At 64.1% G+C, this 17,222-nt stretch carries 19 protein-coding genes; 1 reads left to right on the top strand and 18 read right to left on the bottom strand.

The window, feature by feature from the left end; genetic code table 11:
* Positions 1-933 carry a hypothetical protein gene (locus JQ627_RS16125; protein ID WP_212485152.1) on the bottom strand — a complete coding sequence of 311 codons (933 nt, stop codon included), beginning with the start codon at positions 931-933 and terminating at the stop codon, positions 1-3.
* Positions 934-1,749: 816 nt separating this feature from the next.
* Between JQ627_RS16125 and JQ627_RS16120 the strand changes: the two genes are divergently transcribed.
* On the top strand, positions 1,750-2,520 hold the full coding sequence (locus JQ627_RS16120) for a response regulator transcription factor (RefSeq protein WP_212485379.1): 771 nt from the start codon (positions 1,750-1,752) through the stop codon (positions 2,518-2,520).
* 122 nt (positions 2,521-2,642) lie between these two features.
* On the opposite strand, the gene JQ627_RS16115 is transcribed toward JQ627_RS16120, so the two are convergent.
* The 17 genes from JQ627_RS16115 to JQ627_RS16035 form a co-directional block, all read right to left on the bottom strand.
* Complete coding sequence (locus tag JQ627_RS16115; RefSeq protein WP_212485151.1) at positions 2,643-3,101, bottom strand: hypothetical protein; 459 nt, start codon at positions 3,099-3,101, stop codon at positions 2,643-2,645.
* A complete protein-coding gene (locus JQ627_RS16110) occupies positions 3,098-3,610 on the bottom strand; it encodes a flagellar biosynthesis protein FlgN (protein ID WP_212485150.1) in 513 nt (170 codons plus the stop codon). The genes JQ627_RS16115 and JQ627_RS16110 overlap by 4 nt, the downstream gene beginning before the upstream one ends.
* 42 nt (positions 3,611-3,652) lie before the next feature.
* Positions 3,653-4,135, bottom strand: coding sequence for a rod-binding protein (locus JQ627_RS16105; protein WP_212485149.1), 483 nt, complete (start codon positions 4,133-4,135; stop codon positions 3,653-3,655).
* Positions 4,132-4,551, bottom strand: coding sequence for a hypothetical protein (locus JQ627_RS16100; RefSeq protein WP_212485148.1), 420 nt, complete (start codon positions 4,549-4,551; stop codon positions 4,132-4,134). Before JQ627_RS16100 ends, JQ627_RS16105 begins: the two co-directional genes overlap by 4 nt.
* 6 nt (positions 4,552-4,557) lie before the next feature.
* On the bottom strand, positions 4,558-5,310 hold the full coding sequence (fliR, locus tag JQ627_RS16095) for a flagellar biosynthesis protein FliR (RefSeq protein WP_212485147.1): 753 nt from the start codon (positions 5,308-5,310) through the stop codon (positions 4,558-4,560).
* Positions 5,307-7,388, bottom strand: a complete 2,082-nt coding sequence (flhA, locus tag JQ627_RS16090) for a flagellar biosynthesis protein FlhA (protein ID WP_212485146.1) — start codon at positions 7,386-7,388, stop codon at positions 5,307-5,309. The genes fliR and flhA overlap by 4 nt, the downstream gene beginning before the upstream one ends.
* Positions 7,389-7,463: 75 nt before the next feature.
* Positions 7,464-7,730 carry a flagellar biosynthesis protein FliQ gene (gene fliQ / locus JQ627_RS16085; RefSeq protein WP_014492683.1) on the bottom strand — a complete coding sequence of 89 codons (267 nt, stop codon included), beginning with the start codon at positions 7,728-7,730 and terminating at the stop codon, positions 7,464-7,466.
* The gene (gene flgD / locus JQ627_RS16080) at positions 7,727-8,146 is read right to left on the bottom strand and encodes a flagellar hook assembly protein FlgD (protein ID WP_212485145.1); all 420 of its coding nucleotides are present in this window, start codon (positions 8,144-8,146) and stop codon (positions 7,727-7,729) included. The genes fliQ and flgD overlap by 4 nt, the downstream gene beginning before the upstream one ends.
* Before the next feature lie 15 nt (positions 8,147-8,161).
* Entirely contained in the window at positions 8,162-8,581 is a 420-nt protein-coding gene (flbT, locus tag JQ627_RS16075; protein WP_212485144.1) for a flagellar biosynthesis repressor FlbT, read from the bottom strand.
* Positions 8,581-8,925, bottom strand: a complete 345-nt coding sequence (gene flaF / locus JQ627_RS16070) for a flagellar biosynthesis regulator FlaF (protein ID WP_212485143.1) — start codon at positions 8,923-8,925, stop codon at positions 8,581-8,583. The genes flbT and flaF overlap by 1 nt, the downstream gene beginning before the upstream one ends.
* 55 nt (positions 8,926-8,980) lie before the next feature.
* Positions 8,981-10,027, bottom strand: a complete 1,047-nt coding sequence (locus tag JQ627_RS16065; RefSeq protein ID WP_212485142.1) for a flagellar hook-associated family protein — start codon at positions 10,025-10,027, stop codon at positions 8,981-8,983.
* Between the two features lie 3 nt (positions 10,028-10,030).
* A complete protein-coding gene (gene flgK / locus JQ627_RS16060) occupies positions 10,031-11,506 on the bottom strand; it encodes a flagellar hook-associated protein FlgK (RefSeq protein WP_212485141.1) in 1,476 nt (491 codons plus the stop codon).
* 34 nt (positions 11,507-11,540) lie between these two features.
* Positions 11,541-12,773: a flagellar hook protein FlgE gene (locus JQ627_RS16055; RefSeq protein WP_212485140.1), complete on the bottom strand. Its 1,233-nt coding sequence runs from the start codon at positions 12,771-12,773 to the stop codon at positions 11,541-11,543.
* Positions 12,774-12,860: 87 nt separating this feature from the next.
* Complete coding sequence (locus JQ627_RS16050; RefSeq protein WP_212485139.1) at positions 12,861-13,445, bottom strand: transglycosylase SLT domain-containing protein; 585 nt, start codon at positions 13,443-13,445, stop codon at positions 12,861-12,863.
* Entirely contained in the window at positions 13,396-14,706 is a 1,311-nt protein-coding gene (locus JQ627_RS16045) for a flagellar hook-length control protein FliK (protein ID WP_212485138.1), read from the bottom strand. The genes JQ627_RS16050 and JQ627_RS16045 overlap by 50 nt, the downstream gene beginning before the upstream one ends.
* A complete protein-coding gene (locus JQ627_RS16040) occupies positions 14,703-15,896 on the bottom strand; it encodes a chemotaxis protein (protein ID WP_212485137.1) in 1,194 nt (397 codons plus the stop codon). Before JQ627_RS16040 ends, JQ627_RS16045 begins: the two co-directional genes overlap by 4 nt.
* A complete protein-coding gene (locus JQ627_RS16035; RefSeq protein ID WP_212485136.1) occupies positions 15,893-17,218 on the bottom strand; it encodes a MotB family protein in 1,326 nt (441 codons plus the stop codon). The genes JQ627_RS16040 and JQ627_RS16035 overlap by 4 nt, the downstream gene beginning before the upstream one ends.
* Positions 17,219-17,222 lie beyond the last annotated feature (4 nt).

The following is a 17,222-nucleotide window of genomic DNA, read 5'->3' as shown; positions in this document are numbered from 1 at the left end:
TCACGGCGTCGCCTTGCGTGACGAGTAGATGACGCCAGCGCTGGACTCCACCACCAGACGGCCGTTCTCGTTCTTGATTTCTTCGATACGGCCAAGGCCGGGCACCTGCTGGCCAAGCACGGCTTCGATGACGCCGTTCGGACTTTGCAGGATCGCAATCCCCTCATAGGCCTGGCGGACCGACCAACCCTTGACCGCCTTGCGCGGCGCCGTCGGAGCAACCGAACCCGTGATCTCCGGCGCGGCAACCGAGGCCATCATCGGCATCGTCTGCAAGGGCGGCTGCGAGGCAACGGCTGCCGGCGCCGGCGCTTGAGCTTGAGCCTGGGCGAGCTTGTCCAGCTTCACCGTCGAGGACGAGCTCACCCGCTCGATACGGTCCAGGTTCTCGGCGAACCTGCCGAAGCGATCATTGGTCGCCTTGCTCGACTGATCGACCGCGGTGCGCAGGCCGTCGAGATTTTCGGACACGCCCGACACCTGCTTGCGCAGCTGCGCGACCGTCTCGCGCAGATTCCTGATCTCCGTATTGGCGGCAACGTTGCTCTGGGCGGGCTGCGTGGTGAGATAGGCGATCACGCCGGTGCAGGCGCAGACCACCAGGATCGCAGCGACCGCTAATGTTGCGAGCGGCACGACCCATGTCGGACGCGGCGGCGGCGGCTTGGCCACGATCACGGCCGGCTTCATCACTGTCGGCGCAGGCTTCGGTATCGCCATCTTGTCGAGGCGCGCCTTGGCACGAATACGCTTCAGCCCCTCGAGCGCCTCTTTCGCCAGAGTTTCGTCGTTCGCCGCCGCCGACACGCGCTTTGCATTTGCAGCGGGCTTGGCCGCCTGCGTCGTGTTTGTATCGCGCGCATCCGGAGCCGGCTTCGCCGCCGCGGAAACATCAGCGGTCGCGTTGGGACGAGCTTGTCCATCGGACAACATGTGAAAATGCTCCGTTCGGTTCGATCCATCGAACGGTGAAGTTATTTGCCGAAGCTTGCCTGAAACGTACGCAACGAAAACTTTTCACCGCGCACGATGCGACGTCGCATGAGTCAAAAGCGTCATGCACGTGGCGAGAGTGCGACTCGAAAGACACACACTCGCCAAGATTTCGCCAAGCTGGAGTCGCCTCGCCGTACATGAGTCGAATTGTCGCATGTGGAAACACGAGCAGGAGAGTCAATCCCGGGTTGAAAACCCCTCCATGCGCATCACACCCAGCACCACGCAAAATAGCTGAGATTATACGGGGATGCGGAACTTTAGAAACGCTACAGTGCAAAACTAGTTCGGATATCAAATCAACTGATGCGATTGGATATACAAAGAAACAACCCGAAACAAATCAACAGCATCAAACACGCATAGCAATCGCTTTGTTGCGCGCGCTTGATCGGAAATCGGCAATTGTTACGGTCCTACTCAAGTGATTCTCGCCAGTTGGCGAGGAGATCGACACAGTTCAGGTGCGTTCGGACGCGATAAGCAACTTGGCGCAACTGTTCTAGGTCGTCTCAATCCGCTCCGCGGGGTGATCCGTAAGACACCCGCCGGGCCTCACGCAGTAAGCGTTCAGTATCGAGTCGAAGTAGCAGGCCTGCACACGCAGGCACTGAATGCGTAGGGCTGCCCGCGAATATCGAAACCATAACAACGGTTCGCGGGATGGAAATATCGTCAAACAGCATGGTTGCCGAGCCGGGCATCACAACAACCCTCCGGCCGCAACAAGTGCGAAACAGGGGCGACAGACTAATGTATATTATCGTTGATGATCGCGAGAGCGTCACGAACAGCTACGTTGGAGGGCTCGTTCGCGAAGGTGTATCGTCGATTGGCTTCTCCTCCGGAGAATTCTGGGACTGGCTGCAATCTGCGAGTGAACCGGATCTGGCGGCGGTCGACGCCTTCCTCCTCGGGGACTGCGACGCCCGCGGAAGTCTGCCACGGGCGATGCGCAAGCGTTCCTCGGCGCCCATCATCGCCATGAGCGGCCAGAAGATGCTCAAGAACACGCTTGAGCTGTTCGAATCGGGCGTCGACGACGTCGTCCACGTGCCGATTCACCTGCGCGAGATCCTCGCCCGAACGGCCGCAATCGCGCGCCGCCGGGTCGGCGAACTACCGAGGCCCTGCGAGACCAGGATCCAGGTCTTCTTCAACGGACGTGACCCCGAGATCGCGGGCCACGCTCTCACCCTGCCCCGCCGCGAGCTGCGTATTCTCGAATATATGGTCAGCAACCACGGCAAGTGGATCACCAAGACGCAGATCTTCAACGCGGTCTACGGCATCTTCGAGTCGACCTTCGACGAGAGCGTGATCGAGAGCCACGTCAGCAAGCTGCGCAAGAAACTCCGCGACCGCCTCGGCTTCGATGCGATCGTGGCCCGGCGCTACGTCGGATACCGCCTCAACATCCCGGCCGGCGAGACCATCGACGTGCCGATGCAGGAACTCGACGAGGTCGGCATCCTCCTGAACAGGGCGCATGCCGCGCCGGTGGCGTACCCGGCCGGAAACTGACGCGGCAGGGCACCGCCACGAAACCGACAACGGCCTCTGCGAAGTGCCCTTCGCAGAGGCCGTTGCATTTTCAGCGGCAGAGAGGGCGAAACAGCGGCCTCGCGATGCCGGCGCCGCGGCAGCTACGGCTTCTGCTGGAATTCTTCCTTCGAAACGTAGTTGAAGTCCTCGACCAGAACGTCCTGGACGACGTCGGCCTGCATCCGCTCGTTGACGCGCTGCTTGATGGCCGTCGTGAGGATGGATAGGTCGTAACGGGCGAGCTTCCTGAAATCGAGGCGGTCGTCGGCATAGATCCTGCGGAAGGCCTCGTCGACGACGAACGGCTCCGGCGGGACGTTGAGCTGGTGCATGGTGCGCGCCTCAACGGTGTAGACGAAGCGTGCCACGATGTAGCCCTGCACATTGCCGCCCTCGACCATTGGCACGCTCAGCGCCCGCGTCTTCTGGTATTGGAGGCCGTCGAGATATTCGTCCTTCGCCGGCAGCAGGCTGCCGTTTTCCTTCCAATAGGCGACGGCATAGCTCGTGCCCGCGGTGAGGATGCATACCCAGAGCCCGGCCAGCACGAGTCTGATCATTTTCCGTCCTGTGTTGCGCGGCCGGTATAGGTGCCGTCCGACTCGGCATCCTTGATCGCCTTGACGATGATGCTCGCGACCTCGCGCACCGCATCGTAGTGCATTTCGAGGATGGCACGGTTTCGCTCGAGCTTCTCGCGCAACCGCTGGATCTCCTCGGTGATCTCGACCTCGCTGCCGAGATGCATCCGTGCCCGCATCAGGCGGACGAATTCGAGCATGCTCCGGCTCTTCCGGGCACTGAAGTCGTCGAAATCGATCTTCTTGCCCGTCGTGAGCGCGAACGTCTCTTCCTCGACGATGTTCTCGAGCCGGCGGATCGCAGACAACAGGCCTTGCACCTCGTCCGATCTCGCCGCGTCCGTGCCCTCGTTCACCACGTCACTGGCGACATTCGGCAACAGCGCGGGCAACAACGCATCGCCTGCTGCCGTTTCCATCGTCATCGCCTCGGTGTCCACGATCGGCTGCTCCACCACCAGGGCCGCCGCGCCTTCTTGTGCCTGCATAGGAAATTCACCCCTCAACTTCTGTCACCCATTCCCGGATCGTCATCCGGCCTTCCCCGTAACGTCAGGCCCCGCCGGATGCGCAGCGGCAAGCTGCTTGGCGATGCCGATGCCTTTGCCCTTTGCCAGTTGAGCACCAAGCTGCTCCGCCAGCATCGACTTCCAGACGCCGCCAGCCGTGCCCTTGCCGAAGACTTCCTCCGACTCCTTCGGCAGCATTGTCTCGACGAAGGTCTGGAGAATGAACGCCTCGAACTTCCTGTACACCTCGCCGGACGCGGGCGCCTTGATCACCCGGACCGGCGCCCCGTTCACCGCACCCGACTGCTGCGCTTCGGCAATCTGCGCCGCGGATTGATCGGCAGTCGCCGCCTTGGCCTTGCCGACCTCCGCGTCCATCGTGGCGGCGAAATCGGCGCCCGACGATTTCAGCGCATCGAGCTTCGCGGTCGCCGCCCGCTGCGTCACGGGATCGGCGGCCTCGAGGACATCGAGAACGAGGTCGGGTGTCGCTGTCACGATCATGTCTTGTTCCGGCTGGCTGGCCGTGGCGTCCAGTCGCGCACGGCGGGGCTTGTTCCCGTCATCTCCTCGAGCGAGCGCGCTTCCGCGTCGCGAAGCTTGTCTGCTAGCGCGGCCTTCGCGACCTGCTCGAGCTGTTTCACACGCCGGGTCTCCGAGCGGACCTGGTCGAGCTGCTGCGACGCCTGCGCCTGGACCGCGCGCGCACCGACGCTCGTCCGGTTCAGGCGCCGTGCGATCGATTCGCTCGACGACCCCGCCGGCGGCTTCCCCTCGTTGAGGGTTCCTACCAGCCATTCCTGCTCGTCCTGCAAGCTGCGCTCCTGCTGCCGCAGATGTGCGAGCTGCCATTCGGACAGCCGGAGCTGAAGCTTCACGAGCGAGACCATCCGGCCGAGCTTGTCCGCGCGCGACGCCATGACCGATCACCCCGCCAGCCACAACGAGACGCCGAGCATGAATTGCGTCAGGAGCTCGTCGCTGGTGAGGTAGAGCAGCAGGAAGCCGCCGAACAGCACAAAGGGCACCGAGATGAAATAGACCGGAATCGCCGGAGTCAGCTTGTTGATCAGGCCGACCGCCAGATTGACGATGACCGAATAGACAATGAAGGGGCTCGTGATCCGCAGCGTCAGCACGAACGCCTCGGACAGGCGGCCGACGAGCTGGTCGAGCGCCATGCTGCCGCCGATCCTGTTGCCGGGCTGCCAGACGTCGTAGGAGTTCATCAGCCCGCGCAGGACCTGCCAATGCTGGTCGGTCATGAAGAACAGCGTGGTGACGGCTGCCATGATCAGCGGTACCAGGGCCGGCGCCGGATCGGTGTCGCCGACCGGCGTTCCCGGGATGTTGCTCAGCCCGATCGCGCTCGCCATCACGGTCGCCATGGTCTGCAGCGCGAGGAAGAACACGCGCCCGCCGAGCCCGATGACGCTGCCGACCACGAGCTCGGAGCAGATCAGGAGCGCAAGCGTCAGCGGCGCGGCGTTGTCGGTGAGAGGCTTCAGGACCGCGATCAGGATCGGCGTCAGCGCAAACGTCGTGACGAGCGCGACGAACAGGCGGACCTGGGCCGGAACGTTGACGCTGGAATAGCCGGGTACGAGCATCAGGCAGGCGCCGATGCGGCAGAACACGATGAACGTGACCAGCACGCTGTCGGCAAGGCCGTTGATCACGATATGGCTCCAAGCGCCCTGATTTCGGCGCTGCGCGCGACCTCGACATGCGACAGGATCGGCAAGGTCGGGAACACCCGCTCCAGGATCATCCGGACATAGGGGCGGGCTTCCGGGGTCACCGCCAGAACCACGCTGGTGCCGTTCTCGGTGAATTTTCGGATCGCGGCGCTGGCTTCGGTTGCGAACTGCTCGATCAGGCGCGGATCGGCGTCGAACTCCATGACGTCGCCCTTGGCGTCGCGCTTCAGGCTCTGGTGGAACGCCAGGTCCCAGCGATTGCCGAGGCGGACGACGTTCAGCACACCGTTGTCGGAAAGGTCGCCGCAAATCTGCTGGGCAAGTCGCGTCCGCACATGCTCTGCGACCTGCTCGGAGCGCCGCACATGGGGTGCGATCTCGGCAATGGCCTCTAGGATCAGATGGAGGTTTCGGATCGACACGCGCTCGGCCAGCAGGATCTTCAGGATCGCCAGCAGGCCCGAATAGGAGATCTGCGACGGGCAGAGATCCTCGACCAGGCGCTTGTATTCGGGATCGAGACGGTCGAGCAGCCCGCGCATGTCCTTGTACGACAGGAGCTGCGCGAGATTTGCCCTGAGTACTTCGCTCAGATGCGTGAGCAGCACCGACAGATTGTCGACCGGCTTGCAGCCCTGACGCTTGACCTCGTCGGTGAACGCCTCCGTCACCCACAGCGCCTTCATGCCGAAAGCGGGTTCGATCACCTCTTCGCCGGGGACATCGGGCTTGCCGTCCTTGTCGACGAGCACCAGCACCTCGCCGAGCCGCAGCTCGCCATGGGCGACACGCGTGTCGTGGATCCGGATCTGGTAGCCCTTGGGATCGATCGACAGATTGTCGCTGAGCTTGATCTCCGGAATGACGAAGCCGTATTGCTTGGCGAACTTCTTGCGGATCTTGCTGACCCGGTGCGCAAGCTCGGTGCGCGAGCCCAGCAGATGGACCGACAGATGGCCGCCGAGCGACAGCTCGATCTCCGCGGTCTTGAGCGATTCCTTGACGGATTCCTTGGCATCGGCCTGGGCGCGCTCGTCAGCCTTGCGCGCATCCTCTTTCCGCTCCCGCGCCGCCTGCTGCTTCGGCAGCGAATAGCCGACGAAGGCCATGACGCCGCCGAGCAGCACGAAGGGCGCCATCGGCAGCCCCGGCATCAGGGCGAGCACGAACATCATCAGTGCGGCCGCGGATACCGCACGCGGATAGCCGCCGAGCTGCCGCAGCACGGCCTGCTCCGCCGAGCCCCTGGTGCCGCCCTTCGAGACCAGCAGGCCCGCCGACAGCGACACGATGAGAGCCGGCATCTGCGACACCAGACCGTCGCCGACGGAGAGTTTTGTGTAGACGTCTGCGGCGCGTGCCAGCGTCAGCCCGTGATGCGTCACGCCGATGATGATGCCGCCGAAGATATTGATCGCGGTGATGATCAGGCCGGCGATTGCGTCGCCGCGGACGAATTTCGAAGCACCGTCCATTGCACCGAAGAACGCGCTCTCCTCTTCGAGCTCGCGGCGCCGGCGCTGGGCCTCCTTGTCGTCGATGAGGCCCGCGGAGAGATCGGCGTCGATCGCCATCTGCTTGCCCGGGATGGCGTCCAGGGTGAAGCGGGCGCCGACTTCGGCGATACGCGTCGCACCCTTGGTGATCACGACGAAATTCACCGTCACCAGGATAGCGAAGATGATCAGACCGATGACGAAGTCGCCGCCCATGACGAACTTCGAGAAGCCGGCAACGACGTGGCCCGCGGCTTGTTCGCCCTCGCCGCCCCGCGACAGGATCAGACGGGTGGTCGCAACGTTGAGCGCCAGCCGCAGGATCGTCGCGATCAGTAGCACGGTCGGGAAGGCGGAGAAGTCGAGCGGCCGCTGGATCCACAGCGCGACCATCAGGATCAGCGCGGACAGCGCGATCGAAAAAGCGAGGCCGAGGTCGATCAGGATCGGCGGGATCGGCAGGAACAGGATCGTGAGCATGGCCACGATGCCGCCGGCGAAAAAGGCGTCGGCCCCCAATCGTCGCGGGGTCGGCAGGCTAGCAGCTAATATATCGGCCATGGGTCACCGGCAGAGGGTCCGCCCCCAATCTGCCGCGCAAAGCTTACGCGGGGGTGGTGGCCGGGCCGTAGCGGATCAGAAGCCGTGCTCGATCCGCGAATAGACCATCTCGGTGAAGGTGGAGAGGTGGGCGCCGATGAAGGAGCCGGAGACGGCAACGACCAGGAGAATGACGATGATCTTCGGCACGAAGGTCAGCGTCACCTCCTGGACCTGGGTCAGCGCCTGGATCAGCGCAATGGCGGTGCCGACAAGCATCGCGGCGCCAACGGCGGGTCCGGAGGCGACGATGATGGTCCAGATCGCCGCCTGGACGATGTCGAGGGCGTCCCGCTCGTTCATGACTGGCTGATCGTGAGCCCGGGCCCGACCGCGACCTTCGTGCCGTTCTCGAGGGTTGCGATGGAGCCGTCGCTGTTGATCGAGACCGACGCGACCTTGCCGCTGAAGCTCGCGCCGGTCGAGTCGGTGAAGCTGACGGTCTTACCGATCAGGCCGTTGGCCTGCGACAGCGATTGCGAGGACAGCAGCGCATCCAGCTTCGTATTGGTCTGCATCGCCTGCTCGACCGTCGAGAGCTGGGCGAACTGGCTCATATATTGCGAGGTGTCCATCGGGTTGGTCGGATCCTGGTTCTTCATCTCGGCAACGAGGAGCTGAAGAAACGTATTGTAGTCGACGCTGTTGCTCGCCGTGGTCGAGGTGGAGTTCGTCGAACTGGACTTGCCGGTGCTGTCGGTCGCGCTGGTGACGTTCATGTAGCCTCTCCGCTGTCAGGCAGCCTGAAATGGGATTTCGGTGGCAGCGCCGGCCAGGTTGGCCAGGATTGCATCCTCCACCGGAAACAGCGCCCGGATCCGCTTGAGCGCCTCGAAATAGCGCGTCGTCCCGACCAGCTCGTCGATCGCGGCGAGCCCGTCGAGCATCTCCCGGCTCTCGCAAACCGCGAGAAGGGCCGCATGATGCTCGCCATAGAGCCCTGCTGGAGCTGCGACGTCCGTCGGGTTCATCAGCATGAGCTGGACGATGAAGTAGAGCTGCCGCATCGCCGTGGTAGCGTCCGCGGCCTGCATGACCTGCCCCTCGAGCAGGAACATCACGTCGTTGACGAGCTCGACCGAGACCTTGCGGTCCACGCGCAGAACCGCGCCGTTGATGTAGATCCGTTCGCCCGCCCGCAACGATACTTTCATCAGAGGGCGTCTCGGATCAGGCGGTTGATTTCGATGAGCTGTATCACGTCGTTCGACCTCTCCTCGCGAAGCCGATCGGCTTCCTTGACGACCCACAGACCGATCGAGATGATGTCGGCGCGCAGCTTCTCGGGAAGTCCGTTCTCCGGATGCGCGAGATCTTCGATGAAGATCGTCCACAGCCGCCGCACATAGAGCAGGCTCTCGACCTGGTCCTCGCGGTTGAAGCGCCCTTTCTGGAGTCGCTCGAGCCGGTCGATGCCGAGGCTGAGCGCCTGCCGCTCGCGGCCCCGCGCCTCGTTGCCGCTATCGTCGACGACCGCTTCATAGGCTTCAAACGTCATCAAAATCACTCTGCGCAGGAGACCGAACAATACGACAAAGGTTACGAGCCGCGCCTCAGAGGTAGTTGACCAAGCTGATCTTCTGGAGCTGCGAGGTGAGCGCCAGCGCGGTCTGGATCTGGGTCTGCAGGGTATTGACCCGGACCGAAGCCTCGGTCGGGTCGACCGCTTCCATCTTGACGATCTGGTTGTTCAGAATGTCCTGCTGCACCTTGAGCTTTTCGGTGGCGCCGCTGACCCGCTGCTGGACTGTGCCCATCTTGCCGCCGAGCGTGGCTAGGTCAGTGATGGCGTTGCCGACGAGACCGATGGCCTTGTCCACGACCACCTGGAACGTCGCCTGGTCCAGACTCACGTTTCCGAGATCCGCCATCATGGTGTAGGCCTCCGCGAGCTTACGGAAGGCGGGTTCGTTGGCGCTCACGGACGAATCGGCGACCTCGGTCGTGGAGATACGGCTTTGCATGACCTGGTCGGTTGCGGATGACCAATTGGTGTTCCAGGCCGGGCTCGCGAACTCCGCATCGAAAGTGGTGTTGAGGAAGGTCTGCATCTGGGCCGGGGTGATGGTGCTCACGGCCGCCGAAGATTGCGGGAAACCGAAGGCCGCAAGGAAGTCAGCGTCGACCTGGTTCTTGCTCGCCGAGCCCGCGGTGTAAGCCGTGATCGGCGTGTTCTGCGTGTTGATGCCCGAGAAAAGAAACGAGCCGTTATAGGAGACGTTCAGCGCGCCGATCAGATCCTGGAGGTTGGAGGACGCCGGCGGCAGGATGATCCGCCCGCCGCCATCGGTACTGCGGGCAGCGATCAGATCCTTGAGGAAAGAGGTCGCGGTCTGGCCAAGCTGGGTGATCCGGCTCTGGGTAATATCCAGGCGTCCCGAGACGAGCTCGTTGGTATCGACGAGCTGGTCGGCGAAGCTGAAGTCCGCCCGCAGGGTGACGTCGCTTCCCGTCGTGGCACCAAGCTGGAGGCCAACATCGGCGAAGCGGCCGGTGGTGGCTTCCTTCGAAGCCTTGGCCAGCGCGGCCTGATTGTTCGTGATCGAGGACCTCAACGACGAAGACAGCATCAAGGTCGAGATGTAGTTGGCGCTCATCATGACTTAATTCCCCACGGCAGCCAGCAGACTCTGCAACATTTGGTCGACGGTCGAGATGATCTTCGACGACGCCGAGTAGGTACGTTCGACCTGAAGCATCAAGGACATCTCGTCGTCCATGTTGACGCCGCTGACGTTCGACAGCGCCGCGTTGCTGCGGTCGAGCAGCGTGTTCTGGTAGGTGGCGTTGTCGTCCGCGGTCTTGCGCTGGTTTTCGATCCAGCTCGTCGACGACGCCGCGAAGTCGATCAAGCTGCCGCTCGGCTTGCCTTGCGTGGTCGCATCGAACGGACGCGACGCATCCATGTCGCCGATGAGCTCCTGCAGCCGGGTCGAGTAGCCGCCGTTGCCGGCGGTGTTGTATCGATATGCGACGTTGCCGCTGATCGCGCCATCGCGCAACAGATTGGGGTTGCCGCCCTGCGCCGGATCGACCGACGCAGCAACGCTGATCAAACCGGCAAGGCCGACCGAGACGGTGGCGCTCGCGGGCATCGCCGGCGCACCCGGATAGGTGAAAAGGCCGGGCACGTCCGGCAGCGCCGCGCCGGACTGGTCGACCTCCTTGAAGGCTTCGACAAGGCCGCGTGCGATTTCGTCGAGCTGGCTCTGATACGTGACCGTGGCGCTGTCGCGCAATTGGGAGAGGCCCGCGAGCTTGCCGGTCTTGATCGGCATCACGGAATTGGCGCCGGTGACCGGGACACCGTCGATATAGACCGCATTGCCCGTGGTCCCGGGCGTGTAAATGTTGGTCGCAGCGAAGCTGACCGTGCGCGCCGTCTTGTCGAACAGCACGACGCCGCTGTCGGTGTAGAGCGCCGCGTCGCCGTTGGCGCGCAGCGTCATCGAGACGCCGACCTCCTGCGACAGCTTCGAGACGATGGTGTCGCGCTGGTCGAGATAATCGGTGACGTCATCACCGGTGATCGTTCCCTTCACGATCGCGGTGTTGACCTTGTCGAACTGGCTGAGCAGCTGATTGATATTCGCGACCGAGGTCGCCATGTCGGCGTCCGCTCCCTCGCGTACCGTCTGCACGGTCTTGGTGGCCTCGTTGAGCGCGGTCGCCATGTCCTTGGCGGACGTGACCGCCGCCTGCGCCAGCGTGGTGTTGTCCGGGGCGTTGGCATATTGCTGGAGCGCCTGCTTCAGCTTGTTGAGCTGGGCGGTCGGCGACTGCCCGGCTTCGGGATCGTCCACAGTCGAGGCCGATATCTTCTGAAGACCGTCCAGGATCGCATTCTGCTTGGCGGACGCAGACGTCGCGATCAAGACGTTATTGTAGAGACCCGAGCTGGCGGCGCGCTGGATCGCCGCCACGTAGACGCCGGCCCCGGGGAGATTGTCCAGCACGGCGATCTTGCGCGAATAGCCGGTGGCGCTGGCACCGGCGATGTTGCGCGAGATGGTCGACGACTGGATGCCCGACGCCATGAGCGACGCGCGTGCGGAGTCGAGAGCAGCAGTAAGAGACATGATTTGCTCTTGCCCGGAAGGAGCGCCGAAGGATTCAGCGCTTCAGGTTGACGACGACGTCGAGAAGATCGGCGCCGGTCTGGAACGATTTAGAATTCGCAGTGAAGCCGCGCTGCGCCTCGATCATCCCGGTGAGCTCGTCCGCGAGGTCGACGTTGGAGTCTTCCAGAGCGCCGGACTGGATCGTGCCGAGCCCGCCGGTGCCTGCATTCGCAGCCTGCGCATTGCCGGAGTTGGCGTTGGTCGAATAGACGTTCCCCGGCTCGGGAGTCAGATTGTCGGGGCTCGCGACATCGGCGAGCATGAGAGTGTAGAGCGTCAGCTGCTGTCCGTTCTTGAGGACGGCCGTGACGTGCCCGCCCTCGTCGACATCGACCTTGTCGATGGCCGACGGAACGCTGCCGTTGACGGTCGCCTTGAAGGAGAAGTCGGTGCCGACCTGCGTCATGTTCGACAGGTCCATGGTCAGCGGCGCACCGCCGGGCACGGTCACGGTGAGGCCCGTCGGGCTCGCCGCCGCCAGCGTGCCCTTGCCGGCCGCCGTGGTGTCGAAGGTGAATGTGGTGGCGGGAGCGAGCGACGTACCGGTCGCGGAGTCATAGACCTGAATCTGCCAGGTATCCGAGCCGGCGGCCGTCGCGGTGTGAGACATATAAACGTCGAGCGTCACGGCCTGGCCGATATTGTTGTAGGCCACGATCGAGCTTTTCGACGAATAAGACGCCGGGCCGGGCGGACCGGCGATGACGGCCGCTTTCGGATCCAGATTGCCGGTCGTGAGCGTCCCCGCCGTCGACGGCACGGGCACCTGTGAGACCTGGGCGATGTTGACGATCTGCATGCCGGCCAGGCTGTTCTGCGAGAAATTGGTCACGAGGCCGGGCTGACCGAGGAGGTAGTAGCCGGCGGCGTTGACCAGATTGCCCTGGCTGTCAGGCACGAACGAGCCGGCGCGCGTCAGGAACTGCTGCGTGTTGGCGGCGTTCGAGACCACGAAGAAGCCGTTGCCCTGGACGGCGAGGTCCGTCGTCGACGTCGTGAACTGCGTATGTCCGGCGTCGCTGATGGCGTAACGGACGGTGGTCTCGACGGCGCCGGAATCGTAATTGCCCGAACCGCTCTTGAGGATCAGCGAGGAGAATTCTGTCGAAGCCCGCTTGTAGCCGGTGGTGTTGACGTTCGCGATGTTGTCCGAGACCGTCGACAGCTTGTTGGACTGCGCAGACATGCCGGAAACGCCGGTGCGCATAATGCCGTAGAGGCTCATGGATTGGGCTCCTTTGGTAGGGTGGAATTACAATGAGGGTTCTTGCTTGCGCGGGGCTGATGGTCGGGAACCATGCACAACTTCTCGCTATGACGTTGTCTTCGGCTGACAGAACGAGCGCGCCTTGTCGGTCCACGCGCCGAAGCCGCTGGAGACGAGATGAGCCACGATGTGGCAGACGTAGCGCTTCTGCGCGGGCTGGTTGTTGGGACCTGCATTGTAGCGGGCGACCGCCATGGTCCAGCTGCCCTCGCGTTGCTTCAGCTCCTTCAGGAAGCGCGCGGCGTACTCGACGTTCTTGGCGGGATCGAACATCGCGCGCACCGAGGTGAACTTGTCGCCGTGATAGTAATGATTGATCTGCATGCAGCCGAGGTCGATCAGCTTGATGCCCTTGCTCCGCATCGCCTCGAAATTCGCGATCGCGTCGTTGATGTCCTTGGCGAACACGGTCTGGCCGTCGGCGCCGAGTGCGTAGGGATAGAGTGCGCCGCGCCGTCCAGTCTCGGTGAGGCCGACCGCATAGAGAATGCCGAGCGGTATCCCGTGCTGCTGAGACGCACGCGCCATCTCGCGCTCGCAGGGACGCGCATTGTCGGTCGCAGCTAGCGCGGCGCCCGCGTTACAGATAAACAGGGCCGCGACGATTTTGCGGCCCCACGTCCTGGTCATGACGCGTCTCCTGGTTGGACTGGCGCTCCTGCCGCGCCTGCTTCGCCCCATCGTCCGATTGCCCCGACGACGTGCCGGCGCCGCCGAACGTGCCTTGCGACTGCGACGATGGCTGTTGCTGGCTGGAGAGCTGCGGCTGCGACTGGCCGGAGCCGCTCTGGAATCCGTCCAGCGAGCCGTGCTGCACGGGCGCGACGTCGGCGACATAGCCTGCCGACTGCATGAGATCGCGGATCGAGTCGCGCTGCTGATCCAGCATCAGGCTGGTGTCCTTGCGCTCGGCCGCGAGGTGGACGGAGACTTCCGAACCGACGAGACGTAGCCGTACTGTGACGTTGCCGAGCGCCGGCGGTTCGAGATTGATCGTCAGGATCTTGAGCGGCTCAGACGCGTTGGTCTGCGACGTCGCGAGATCGGCGGCGGTCGACGCCGTCGGAGCCGGCGATTCCTTCAGCTCGGCGACGACTGCGTTGGCGACCTGCTGCGGGGCGCTGAACTGCGCCGGCGGCAGATGGGTCTCCTGCTGGACCACGGTGACCTTGGTCGCTTCGGGCAATGCGTCCCGCGCCGAGGCTTTGACCGCGCGTTCGACATTGGCCGTGACGGCCTCGAAGCCCTGCGTCGCGGGCATTGCCTTCGAGGACGCATCGCTGCCTTGCTGCGGGGCTGCCGCGGCCTGCAAGCGCGCGCCCGTTGAAACGGCAGCGGACGGCGCGGGTTCGGCAGATGCGACCTTCGCCGTGCCCTGGACCTCATGCTTCGTCGTGGAAGAGCGCTCGTGGCGCGCAGGCGCGTCCCTCTTGTCGCCCTCCGGCGATTGCATCTGCTGCTTCACGGCTGGCACGGCGGCGAATTGCTGTTCGACGATCGCCGGAATGCTCGATCGATCCGGAACATCGGCCTTCGCGCTGTGATCGACGGGAATTTGCGTCTCCGGCGACTTCTCAGTTTTCTCGTCGGACGATTTGCGAATGGCTTCAGGCTTGTCATCCGCCTCGGTGCGTTCCCGCACCGTCTTGTCCTGTCCGGTCGGGTGCGCCAGACGCGTGGGCAACGATCCGGCCTTCACGCTCGTGTTGCTGCCCTCGTCGTTGAGCGCCCGCTTCGCGAGGTTCGAGACGGTGTGCAGCAGATCGTTGAACGACGAATCTGTCGGCGGTTTCGTTCCGGCGGACTTGCCCGCGCGCGATGTGCTGCGCATGTTGAGGCTTTCGGCGAGACCCGAAAAAACCTGTCCGGAGGTTCCACTGAGCTTCGTCATGGACGGCGATCCCTGGTAAGGCGTTCGAGTTCGCCGAGCTGCTTCTGCGCGCGCGCAAGCGTCTCGGTCGACGAGGCGAGATCGAGACGCGCCGGCGTGACTGGAGGCTTGTCGGCGGCGGCGGTGGATCCGCCGGCGAACGACTTGCGGACATCGAGTGCGAGCTGCAACGTCGCATTCAGCAACGGAACGTCGCGCTCGGGCAGCTTCGGGCGGTCGAGTGCCTTCAGCTCGGCGACACCACCGTCATACTCGTCAGTGAGGGCCCGCGAAACGCCGCGGAAGAAATGCGCGCGCTCGCGATCTGCCGAAGCATCGGCGCTGAGCGTCAGCGCGCGCTCGCCTGCAAGCCGGGTCACAGCCAGCCGTCCATTTACCATCGCGGTGCGCGCGATCACGAGATAAAGCTTGAGGCGGCTCGCGCGGTCGAGCTGCTCCAGCAGCGTGACGATCCGCGCAAAGCGGCGTTCGTCGAGAGCGAGGCTGGATTGCGTCAGGCCAGAGGAGAAGCGCTGCCAGAAGTCCCCGGCATAGACCGAGTTGCGGTAATGGCGGATATAGGCCAGCGTAAGGAACTCGAACTTGTCGAAATCCTCGGCCTGCCCGACCAGCAGGATCTCGCGCCGCAGCGCCGCCTCCTCCACGAGCGTGCCCGGCAAAAGCAGGCGCGCGTCGTCCAGGCGCTCGATCGCGAGCGATGCCTCGGCGCGCGCGAACAGCGCGCCCTGGACCAGCGCGACCTGTCCGCCCAGGCCCGATGGAAGCGTGCGCGGCTTGACGTTCTTGAGCAGCTCGCGCGCCTCGTCCTGGCGGCCTTCGACATAGGCCAGCGCACCATTGAACAGCCGCTCGTCGACGTTCAGCTTGTCGCGCGGCAGCTTTCGGATGACCTGCGGCCCGCCGCCGCTGAGCAGATAGATGATGACGGCCTGGCCGTTCTGCGCATTGCTCCACACACCCGCATCGGCGGCGAGGAACTTTTCCCCGACCTGCCGGATCAGCGCGATGTGGCTGCCATGCGCCGCGGTGTCACCACGGGCAATACCATCCTGCACCGCCTGCAATGTGCGCACGAGCTCATAGGGCTCGCCCGAGGTTGATGCCGGGGACGGTGCCGGATCGGCAAACGCGTATACCGTCGTGAACGGCAGCAGCATCAGCAGCGCGGCGCCCAGGAGCGGCCTGATCAAGGGCGCTTCTCCCGGATCAGGATCTCGATCCGGCGGTTCTGGGCGGCAGCAGGATCGTTCGTCAGTTTCGGCCGCCGATCGGCGTAGCCTTCGACGTGCTCAATCCGCTGTGCGTCAACGCCGGACCGGACCAGCATGTAATAAGCCATCTGCGCGCGCGCGGTCGACAGCCGCCAATTGTCGTAATTCTCGGATTTGTAAGGCCGGTTGTCGGTGTGGCCGCGGACGATGATCATGCCCTGGCGCTTCGTCAGCAGCGGCCCGATCTTGTCGATCACGCGGATGAGTTCGGGCCGCGGCTCGGCCGAGCCGACCGCGAACATGCCGAAGCTCGCGTCGTCGGTCAGGCTGATCAGCAGTCCTTCCTCGACTTGGCGCACCTCGGCCGCCGGCCCCGCACCGGCCTTGATGTCCGACAGCGCATCCGCGATCGCGGACTGTAGCTGCTTGACGGTCGGCTGCTGGGTCTGCGCCGTATCGCGCGATTCGAGATTCTTCGCGGCATCATTAGGGCGTGACTGTGCGGCGGCGCTCGCCTGGGCGCCTGGCTGCGTATTCGCCTGGGCGCTGCCATCGCGTTGAGCCTGCGAAGGCGCAGGCCCCGGCGGCAGCAGGGGTGACAGGCTTGCAGACGACGCCTCCGCGTTCGGAGCCACGCTTCCGCCGGCATCGTCCTGCCTGGCGCGGGGCGCCTGCGGCTCGCCCTGACCTGTCCCGGACGCGTTGTCGCGCGCGGAGGCATTCGGCTTTGGCTCGCTGTCGATGAAGCGATCCGCATCCTTGGAGGTCTGTGGCGCCAACTTCCAATAGCCGGGGTCGAATGGATCGCGGTAGGCATCGCCGCCCTTGAGGCCATCCTCTTCGGCGGAGGTCAGCGCGCCGGCTCGGCGCTGGCCCGAGGCCTGGTTCGAGCTGTTCGCGATCTCGGCAAGCGTCGCATAGGGATCGCGGAACAGAACCTTCTCTTCGAAGGAGGCAGGCTTCTCCGCCGTCGGCGAGTCTCCGCGACGTTCTTCGTTCGGCCCGGCCGGCTGACGCTTGCCGTCCTGGCCTTCGAACTGCGTCGGCTCCTTCTTGGTGAGATCCTTGAGGCCCTTCGGGGCCGGTGCGTTCTCCGCGAGCTTGATCGGGTTGAAATAGCTCGCGACCACCTGCTTCTGGTCCTGGTTGAGCGCATTGAGCAGCCACATGACCAGAAAGAATGCCATCATCGCCGTCATGAAGTCCGCATACGCGATCTTCCAGACGCCACCGTGATGCGCCTCCTCGGCGAAGGCGCTGCGCCGGCGGATGATTACCAGCTCGTGCTTGACTTCTTCCATGGCG

The sequence above is a fragment of the Bradyrhizobium liaoningense genome, from assembly GCF_018130785.1.
Taxonomy (GTDB): domain Bacteria; phylum Pseudomonadota; class Alphaproteobacteria; order Rhizobiales; family Xanthobacteraceae; genus Bradyrhizobium; species Bradyrhizobium liaoningense_A.
Note: the sequence above shows the minus strand (reverse complement) of the source record. Positions and strands in the feature narration are given on the sequence as shown.